2 protein-coding genes and 2 pseudogenes are annotated in these 9,363 nt (G+C 41.7%); all 4 read right to left on the bottom strand.

The genetic code is table 11. From position 1 onward, the window contains the following. A pseudogene (locus tag HMPREF3112_RS11920) lies at positions 1-1,663 on the bottom strand (GBS Bsp-like repeat-containing protein); the annotation flags it as partial. Between the two features lie 783 nt (positions 1,664-2,446). After that, positions 2,447-5,997, bottom strand: a pseudogene (locus HMPREF3112_RS05230) (GBS Bsp-like repeat-containing protein). A 256-nt stretch (positions 5,998-6,253) separates the two neighbouring features. Next, on the bottom strand, positions 6,254-8,011 hold the full coding sequence (gene lpdA / locus HMPREF3112_RS05225; RefSeq protein ID WP_070438520.1) for a dihydrolipoyl dehydrogenase: 1,758 nt from the start codon (positions 8,009-8,011) through the stop codon (positions 6,254-6,256). A gap of 171 nt (positions 8,012-8,182) precedes the next feature. Then, the coding region (locus HMPREF3112_RS05220) for a dihydrolipoamide acetyltransferase (RefSeq protein ID WP_256262663.1) at positions 8,183-9,363 on the bottom strand (1,181 nt) is incomplete at its 5' end.

Below are 9,363 nucleotides of genomic sequence, written 5' to 3'. Positions count from 1 at the left end.
GATTTGACAAGAAACCTAGTTCAAGAAGGACTGCTGGCGCTGTCGTTTCACGCAAGACCGCAAAGGTTTGACGTTTCACGCCTTGATTCTGAGCACCAGTCGCATTAATCAAGCTAGACTGGATGGCATTGGCCAAGGTATCACTCATGCTCAAACGAGTCGGATTAGCATGATAGGTCGCATTAATACGTGATGGATATTCTGCATAAGGTTGGTAATAATAAGTCTCAATACCCTGTGCTGCAGAACTTCCTGAAGCATTGATGTGAATACTTACGAAGATATCTGATTCAGAAGCATTAGCTGCACGTGAACGATCCGTCAAGTCGACATAGGTATCACTTGTGCGTGTGGTTACAACTTGATAACCTTCTGCTTCTAGTTTAGCTTTCACACGGCTTTGGATAGCCAAGGTCAAGCTCTTTTCAGAGATACCAAAGTACGAAGCTCCTGGATCATAGCCACCATGCCCAGCATCGAGATAGACAACCTTATTTAAAACATCGTAATTTCCTCTTGATGCCGAACCGATTTTCTTAGGGGCTACCACATCAGCTGAAGTTGCCCCAAAGCCGATATTCTTACCTGAAGCATCAACAATATAGCCATGAACGATGTACTTGCCTGAATTCCACTTGTGCTGGCTAGCTTAAATAGTCACCTTATAGGAACCGTCATCCTGTTTTGTGGCATTATGCCAAACAAGATCATCCTGACCATTTTGCTCAGACCAGACTGGGATAACCACACCTGAAATACCACTTGGCTTAGTTTCATCGACATCAACCACGGTCTCAGTCAAATACTGACGGTTGCCATCCTTATCGACGAGATAAACATCTGCACGGTATTTACCAGTTGAATGTTTATGGTCTGAAGCCTTAATTGTCGCACGATAGCTACCGTCTGCTTGTTTACTTGCCTTATGCCAAACCAAATCATCTTGACCATTAACAAGACTCCATGATGGGATCAAGATTTCCTTCAAGCCATTTGGTGCAACAATATTGCGAACCACAGCATCAAAAGTACCTGTAGTTGCATCATTATTTTCAATCGTTAGGCTTGCGCTTGGACGAGATTGGCTAACTTCCACCACTTTTTCAGTCAAATAGAAACGCTTGTTGAAATTATCTACGATATAGGCATCTGCACGGTATTTACCAGTTGAATTTTTGTGGTCACTTGCCTTAATGGTAGCTCGGTAAGAACCATCTGCTTGCTTCGTCGCCTTATGCCAAATCAAATCATCTTGACCACCAACGAGACTCCATGATGGGACTAAGATTTCTTTCACACCTGTAGGAGCAATGATATTTTTTACCACAGCGTCAAAAGTGCCTGTAGCTGCATTATTATTTTCAATCGTTAGGCTTGCACTTGGACGAGAGTAAGTTACCGATACTACTTTCTCAGAAATATAATGTCTCTTATTTGTTCGATCAACAACATAGGCATCTGCACGGTAATTGCCAGCCTCCCCCTTGTGATCTACCACCTTAATGGTTACACGATAAGAGCCATCCATTTGCTTGGCTGCCTTATGCCAAATCAAGTCATCTTGACCATTGGCTAGACTCCAAGATGGAACAAGAACCTCTTTAACACCCAAGGGTGCCACAATATCTCGAACCACAGCATCAAAGGTACCAGTGACCTTGTTGTTGTTCTCAATTGAGAAGCTAGCCTTAGGTTTTAGAACATCAGTATCATGAGATGAACCTGAGGCATGAGTCAACTTAGCAGGTTCAGCCACGATATTGCTTGAAACCTCAGAAGCAGTCGGTACCGTCGCATTTTCTGAACTCGCTACTGTGTTAGCCTGAACTACAGATTCAGAGGCAACGACTCTTGATTCAGATGCTGCAATCGTTGTTGAGCTTGCTTGACTAACTTGTGGAGCACTTGAGTTTGCTACTTCACTTGTGGCTGTAGGTGTTTCCGCAACAGTTGAACTTGGTCTTGCTGATGGTGACTCTTGTGCAAGGACTGCTCCACCACCAAAAATATCTGCTGCAGTCGCAGGTTGATACTGGTTCCCTTCAGTAACCGTAGGCATTTGCGTAGCTACCTCATCAGCACTGGCTACCTGAGTAGTCACCACCATGAGAACAGCTGCACTGGCATAGTAGATAAAATCTTTTGTTCGCATTTAACTTTCCTTTGACACTTTTTAATACGTCACCCATTTTACCATAGAAAATATCTTACGAATAGAGCAAAAGTGATAATTCTCTAAAAAAACTATAAAAATGATAAAAAAATAAGTAATTTCTATGCTGAAAGCATCAATGTCATCCAAATAAAGAACCTAAAAGCCCATAAATATGAGATTTCAAACATGTATATAATATTCTGAAAATAGATAAATAAAAAATATGACTATCAAAAATGAACACCAAAAAAGCCCTTAGAAGTTTCCTTCTAAAGACCTTTCATTAATAGATTAAGCAAAGATTGAGAAGAATGGTGCACCAAGCTTAGTATCCATTGCATCTCGACTCTGAACACCATGAATGTAGTCCAATGAATACCAACCATTGTTATTGGCGTTAAATGGATCACGAACATAAGTTTTACCATTATCATAGCCATGAAGCACGATTTCATGCGTGTAAGGATAATTGATAAATTGGCTTGCTCCTACTGCTGCCAGAACGTGTTGGCCTGACATCAAAGCTGAAGCAATGTTAGCAATGCTTGAAAGCATGTTGCTCTTGAGACCCCAATTTTTACTTGCTAATACAATACCATCCGCGTCTGTACCAGCAACTGATGTTTTATTGAATGAATTTGTATTGTAGTACAAATAATCCGCAACTGTCGTTGGTGCAATTACTGTTCCCAAAATATCTGTAAAAGTCATGGCAAGTGATGTTGGAACACAACCTGACTGGTCCATATTGCTGACACCATACCACTTAGAAGCCCAACGAGGATCACGTTGAGAATAATAAGTCGTCTGAGGCTCAACACGACGATTACGTGGAGCAAGAGCTGTCTCACCAAGGTTGAATCCGTCTACAGTATTGTCTACATAGTCTACATAAACATGAGTCGTATAGTTACCAATGAGATTCTTATGATTAACAGTCGATACATTGATTTCAGTATGTGTTCCAGTAGGTGCCGTATTGTACCAAGAAAGGTTTCCTTGGTTGCTTTCTGACCATACAGCTACACGGATATTCTTAATCTGACGTCCTTGTGGCGCTTGATCAACTACAACTGTAAAACTACCTGCTTCTGAATTAACATTAGTGATATAGGTTTGCGTTTTAGTCTTAGCATTACGGAATTCAAGAGTTGTCGTTGTGCCACCAACACCAACTTGTGACCCATCATTCAAAATGTAGTACAAATGAATATTGTACAAACCTGTTGAGTTTTTATGGTTAGTAGCTTGAACATTTACCGTTAAGTGCCATTAGCTTGACGTGTTGCTTCATACCAACGAATATCATCTTGTCCGTCTTTTTCAGACCAAATAGGTACTTGAACAGTACGAACACCTTTAGGACTATAGACATCACTAATAATAACATCAAAGGTTCCAGTGTCTTTATTGTTATTAACTACTGAAATGGTACCGACTGGTTTATTATGTTTCACATCCACAATTGTTTCAGTGACATAATGACGTTGGTTGGCATTATCTACGATATAAAGGTCAGCACGGTAATTTCCTAGAGAATTCTTATGCTCACTAGCCTTAATAGTAACACGGTAGCTACCATCAGATTGACGACTAGCCTTATGCCAAACCAGATCATCTTGTCCGTTAACTAGACTCCATGAAGGAACTAAGACTTCCTTAACCCCATTTGGTGCTACGATATTGCGAATAACAGCATCAAAAGTACCTAAATCAGCATTATTATTTTCAATAACGAGACTTGCGCTAGGGCGAGTTTGAGTAACTTCTACCACTTTTTCAGTGAGATAGAAACGTTTGTTAGAGTCATCTACAATGTAGGCATCAGCACGGTATTTACCTGTTGAATTCTTATGATCCGTTGCTTTGATAGTCACTCGGTAAGAACCGTCGGCTTGACGACTTGCCTTATGCCAGATAAGGTCATCCTGACCACCAGCCAAACTCCATGATGGAACAAGAACCTCTTTTAAACCTGTAGGTGCAACAATATTACGAACAACGGCATCAAAAGTACCTGCTGCAGTATTGTTGTTTTCAATCGTAAGAACACCGCTTGGTCGAGCATAATCAACAGACACTACTTTTTCGGCAATATAATGACGATTGTTAGCGTTGTCCACGATGTAGGCATCAGCACGGTAATTCCCTTTATTGCCCTTATGCTCACTTGCCTTAATGGTGACACGATAGCTACCATCATTTTGCTTGGTTGCCTTATGCCAAATAAGGTCGTCTTGACCATTTTCAAGGCTCCATGATGGGACTAACACTTCTTTAACACCTAGTGGTGCTGAGATATTAGTGATAACGGCGTCAAAAGTTCCTGCCTTAGCATTATTATTTTCAATAGCAAAACTTGCTTTAGGTTTCAACTGCTCTGGTGTCTTACCAATGAAGACCTGCGTAGTTGTTCCACCAACACCCGTCATTTGACCATCTTTTTGAATATAATAAAGATGGATGTTATAAAGACCGGTTGAGTTTTTATGAGCTGAAGCCTTAACGTTTACTGTATAAGTTCCATTATTTTGACGGTTAGCCGTATACCAGATAATGTCATCTTGGCCATTAATTTCTGACCAAATTGGAACAGAGACAGTTTCAACACCGTTTGGTGCCTTAACATTAGAGATGACAACATCAAAGCTACCAACAGTTGGATTGTTATTGACAATAGAAATGGTTCCACTCAAATCGCCTTGGGTGGCATCAACCTCAGCACTGGCATTAGCTGTGAAACGTCCTGTATAGTCCACGCTGTGGTCAAAGACATGTTTACCTGGCAAGAGATTAGCCGTAGCTGAAAACTGCCATGCTCCAGTTTTGGCATTATAGCGCATGTTCTTAGCACTTGTTGCTGTAAGAGTTGTTGATGGATACTGGGCAACCCAGAAATTCTCAATCCCAAATTGAGAGGTTGATACAGGTCCACGGTAGCCTAGATTGTTCTCATCCAACCAGCTAGCACTTGTGTAGAACATCAAGTTGTTGTATCCATGCTTACGCATTTCGTTAACCCAAGCTTGAGTGTTACGGTTGATATTTGGAAGCATCTTAGAGTCTTCGAAATCATTAACCATAACAGTACTCTTTGGAAGGTTTAGTTTTTGTGCAGCTTGGATGTAGAAACGAGCTTCTGCACGTGCTTCTTCCTCAGTTGTGTATCGAGAAAAATGATAGGTTGATACTTGAAGACCAGCAATTTGAGCATTGCGAACTTGTGAGGGCGCTTTAGGGTTGTTGTACCAAGTGTCCTCAGTCAACTTGACAACGACACCACCCACACCCTGGCGTGCAAGAGCACGATAGTCATCTACACTGATATCACCATTATGGCTGCTGACATCGATAAAAGTCTTTGGTTGTACCTTAAGCGTTGGCGAAGGAACATCCGTAGAATTTGTCAATTTAGCAGGTGTTGCTACAGCGCTGTTTGACGTTTCCGAACTTGTCGCACTTGTAGAAGCTGTTGCACTTTCTGAACTAACAACTGAAGATGTTACTGAAGTTGAAGTCACGGCAACAGTAGAGTTAGCTACTGAAGTTGATGCCGCAGTTGTTACAGCCTCTGAACTTTGTGGTGCGAGTGACGTAGATACCGCAGGAGCACTAGGTTTTGCCACCTCACTCGTAGCTACGGGTGCTGAAACAGTTGAACTAGGAGTTGCAGGCAAGGCTGCTTCTCCACCAAAAATCTCAGCCGCTGTCGCAGGTTGATACTGATTTCCTTCAGTAACAGAAGGCGTTTGTGTCGCCACTTCATCTGCATGAGCAACCTGAGTTGTGACAGCTAAAAGAACAGCCGCACTGGCATAGTAGATAAAATCTTTTGTTCGCATTTAACTTTCCTTTTGCATTTTTAATACGTCAACCATTTTACCATAGAAAAACTCTAATGGAAAGGTCATTATTAAAAGTTTTCTAAATAAGGCAGAAATATTATAAAATTATAAACAAACTTTCTCTCTTGATAGAAAACTCTTTAACTTATTATTCGTATTTTTCTTTAAAAACTATTGAAAATCCGTAACGATTTTTTCAAATAAATACAAATGAAAAAAATCCCCGAACTTCCGTCCGAGAATTTTATCAGCTTTATTTACGTTTTGGTGGGTTATGGATAGCTTCTCCAAGTACGTCAGCAAAGGCTTCATACATGTTTTCAGAGAAGGTTGGGTGACCGTGGATAGATTGCAAGAGTTCATCTACAGTCAATTCGTTTTCCATAATTGTTGACGCTTCATTAATCAATTCAGCTGCGGCTGGACCGATAATGTGAACACCAAGGATTTCATGGTACTTTGCATCTGCAACGACTTTAACAAAACCTTGAGCTTCATTTGAAGCGATGGCACGTCCGTTACCAGCAAAGCTTGATTTACCAATGAGAACATCACCGTATTTAGCGCGTGCATCTTCTTCAGTAAGACCACACATTGCTACTTCTGGGTGAGTGTAGACAGCTGCTGGTGTGTAGTCAAGGTGAGCCTTACGGACATTGCCACGCATAGCATTTTCAGCTGCAACTTCACCCATACGGTAAGCCGCGTGAGCAAGCATCTTAGTTCCGTTAACATCACCTGGTGCGTAGATTCCTGGGATTGATGTTTCTTGATAAGCATTAACTTTGATACGACCACGGTCAAGTTCAAGGTTAAGATTTTCAAGACCATCCAATTGAGGGACACGACCGATTGAAAGAAGGGCACGATCCGCAACAATTTCTTCACCATTATTAAGTTTAAGGGTCAATTGGTTGTTAGCTTCTACAATCTCAGAAACCCCAACAGATGTCATGATCTTCATACCCTTCTTAGCAAGGATTTTTTGAAGTTCAAGAGATACTTCTTTATCCATAGCAGGAATAATGCGGTCAGCCATCTCAACAACAGTCACTTCTACACCATATGAGGCATAAACAAGACCAAGCTCGATACCAACGACACCACCACCCATAACAGCAAGTGATTTAGGCAATTCACGCAAATCAAGGATATCATCTGATGTCATCACAAGTTGTGACTCAATACCAGGAATATTGATACGAGATACTTTTGATCCAGTCGCAAGGATGATATTACGTCCCTTGATTGTTTCTGAACCAATAGTAACTGTCTTATCTGGATTAACTTGACCAAGACCGTTAAAAATAGTGACCTTGTTAGCCTTCAAAAGACCTTGAACACCACCAGTAAGAGTCTTAACAACAGAGTTCTTAAAGTCAACTGTCTTATCCATATCGATAGTGTAGTTTGTTGACGCTAGGTTAATACCACGACCTGCAGCAATCTTAAGTCCATCAAGGATTTCTGCATTTTTAAGATAGGTCTTAGTTGGGATACATCCTTTATTCAAACATGTTCCACCAAATTCAGATTTTTCAACGATGGCAACCTTACCACCAAGTTGTGCACCACGAATGGCAGAATAGTAACCAGCAGGACCACCACCAACAACGATAATATCGTACTCATTGTCAGCAAGCGGTGCTTTTTCTGCAGCAGCTGCTGGAGCAGCTTGGGCAGGAGCTTTAGGAACTTCAAGACCAGCTGATTCCAACTGAGCAGTTGCTTCAGCAACAGTTGCGCCAGCTGCCTTGTCAGCCACAACTTCACCTTCTGCTCCAATATAACCAATAACCTCAGTAACTGGCACTGTTTCACCAGCCTGACGAGTAATTTTCAAAAGAACACCAGAATCCTCTGCTTCAAGTTCCATGTTCGTTTTATCTGACATGATTTCAAGAAGAATATCTCCCTCATTAACCACATCACCCTCTTGTTTCTTCCACTCGATGATTTCGCCTTCCTGCATATCAACACCAAGCTTAGGCATAATAATCTCAAAAGCCATTTATAAGATACCAAGAGCGACCAGAAAGCGACTGAAAATTAGGCGTCTGACATGTCAGCCTGCTGACGTAGACAGACGGTCTATTTTCCAAGCTTTCCGCTCGGGTTCAGTTATACCCTCTGGTTCGCCCTCTCCTTTCTATTAAAACTTCAGTTTTCAGATATTTTTTTCTTAAATCAACAATTCCATAGGATTTTCAATCAAATGTTTCAAATCAACCATGAATTTGGCACCATTCATACCATCTACGATACGGTGGTCAATTGTCAAGCATAGACCCATGATTGGTCGTACGACAACTTCTCCATCAACAACAACTGGAGTTTGAATAGTTGCTGAAACACCAAGGATAGCTGAGTTTGGTTGGTTGATGATTGGGTTAAATGACTTAGTTCCAAACATTCCCAAGTTAGTAATAGAGAAGGTTGAACCTGACATTTCTGCAGCCTTCAATTTACCAGCTTGAGCTTTCTTGATGACATCCTTAGAAGCCACAACGAACTCAGACAAACTCATCTTATCTGCACCGTGAACGACAGGTACAATTAATCCATCATCGAGACCAACGGCAATACCGAGATTAACAAATTTGTGTAATTCGATATTTTGCGCATCGTCAATCAAGGATGCGTTGAGGTAACGGTGTTCCTCTTTCATAAGAGTACGCACAACTGCCAAACCAATCAAATCCGTGAAGGTTACCTTCATACCAGTCTTATTCATGATTGGGTCTAGGACTTGCTTACGAAGAGCCATAAGGTTAGTCATGTCCACGTCATAGTTGAGGGTGAAGGTTGGTGCAGTCAAGTATGAGTGCGTCATTCCCTTAGAAATAGCCTTACGCATAGCAGACATTGGGATAACTTCCACACCTTCTGGCAAGACTTTTTCAAGTTTAGCTTCAACTACAGGTGCAGCAGCCACTTCCTTCACTTGCGCTGGAGCACTGATTGCAAGGATATCTTCCTTAGTAATCTTACCACCAAAGCCTGTTCCAGATACGCTAGCTAAGTCAATACCAAGGTCCGCTGCAATCTTACGTGCCAATGGAGTCGCCTTAGGTTGAGCACCCTTAAAGTTTTCAACGTCATCAGCATGAACACGACCTTTTGCTCCAGTTCCTGGAACTTGAGTGAGGTCAATGCCCAACTCACGCGCCACCTTACGAGCCTTAGGTGTTGCACGTACTTTGCCACCTTCGTGTACGACAGGAGCCTGGGTTGCCACTACAGGTGCTTCTACAGTAGCAACTTCTTCAACTTTTGGCGCAGGTTCAGCAGCTGGTGCGCTAGCTACGTTATCAGCCACAACTTCACCCTCTGCTCCAATATAACCAATAACCTCAGTAACTG

It is taken from the genome of Streptococcus sp. HMSC10E12 (assembly GCF_001807855.1).
Classification (GTDB): Bacteria; Bacillota; Bacilli; order Lactobacillales; family Streptococcaceae; genus Streptococcus; species Streptococcus salivarius.
The sequence above is the reverse complement of the archived record's forward strand: the minus strand, read 5'-3'. Positions and strand labels throughout refer to the sequence as shown.

Bases quoted from the DNA above. Each gene is read 5' to 3' on its own strand.
- lpdA (WP_070438520.1), bottom strand. From the start codon at position 8,011: ATGGCTTTTGAGATTATTATGCCTAAGCTTGGTGTTGATATGCAGGAA.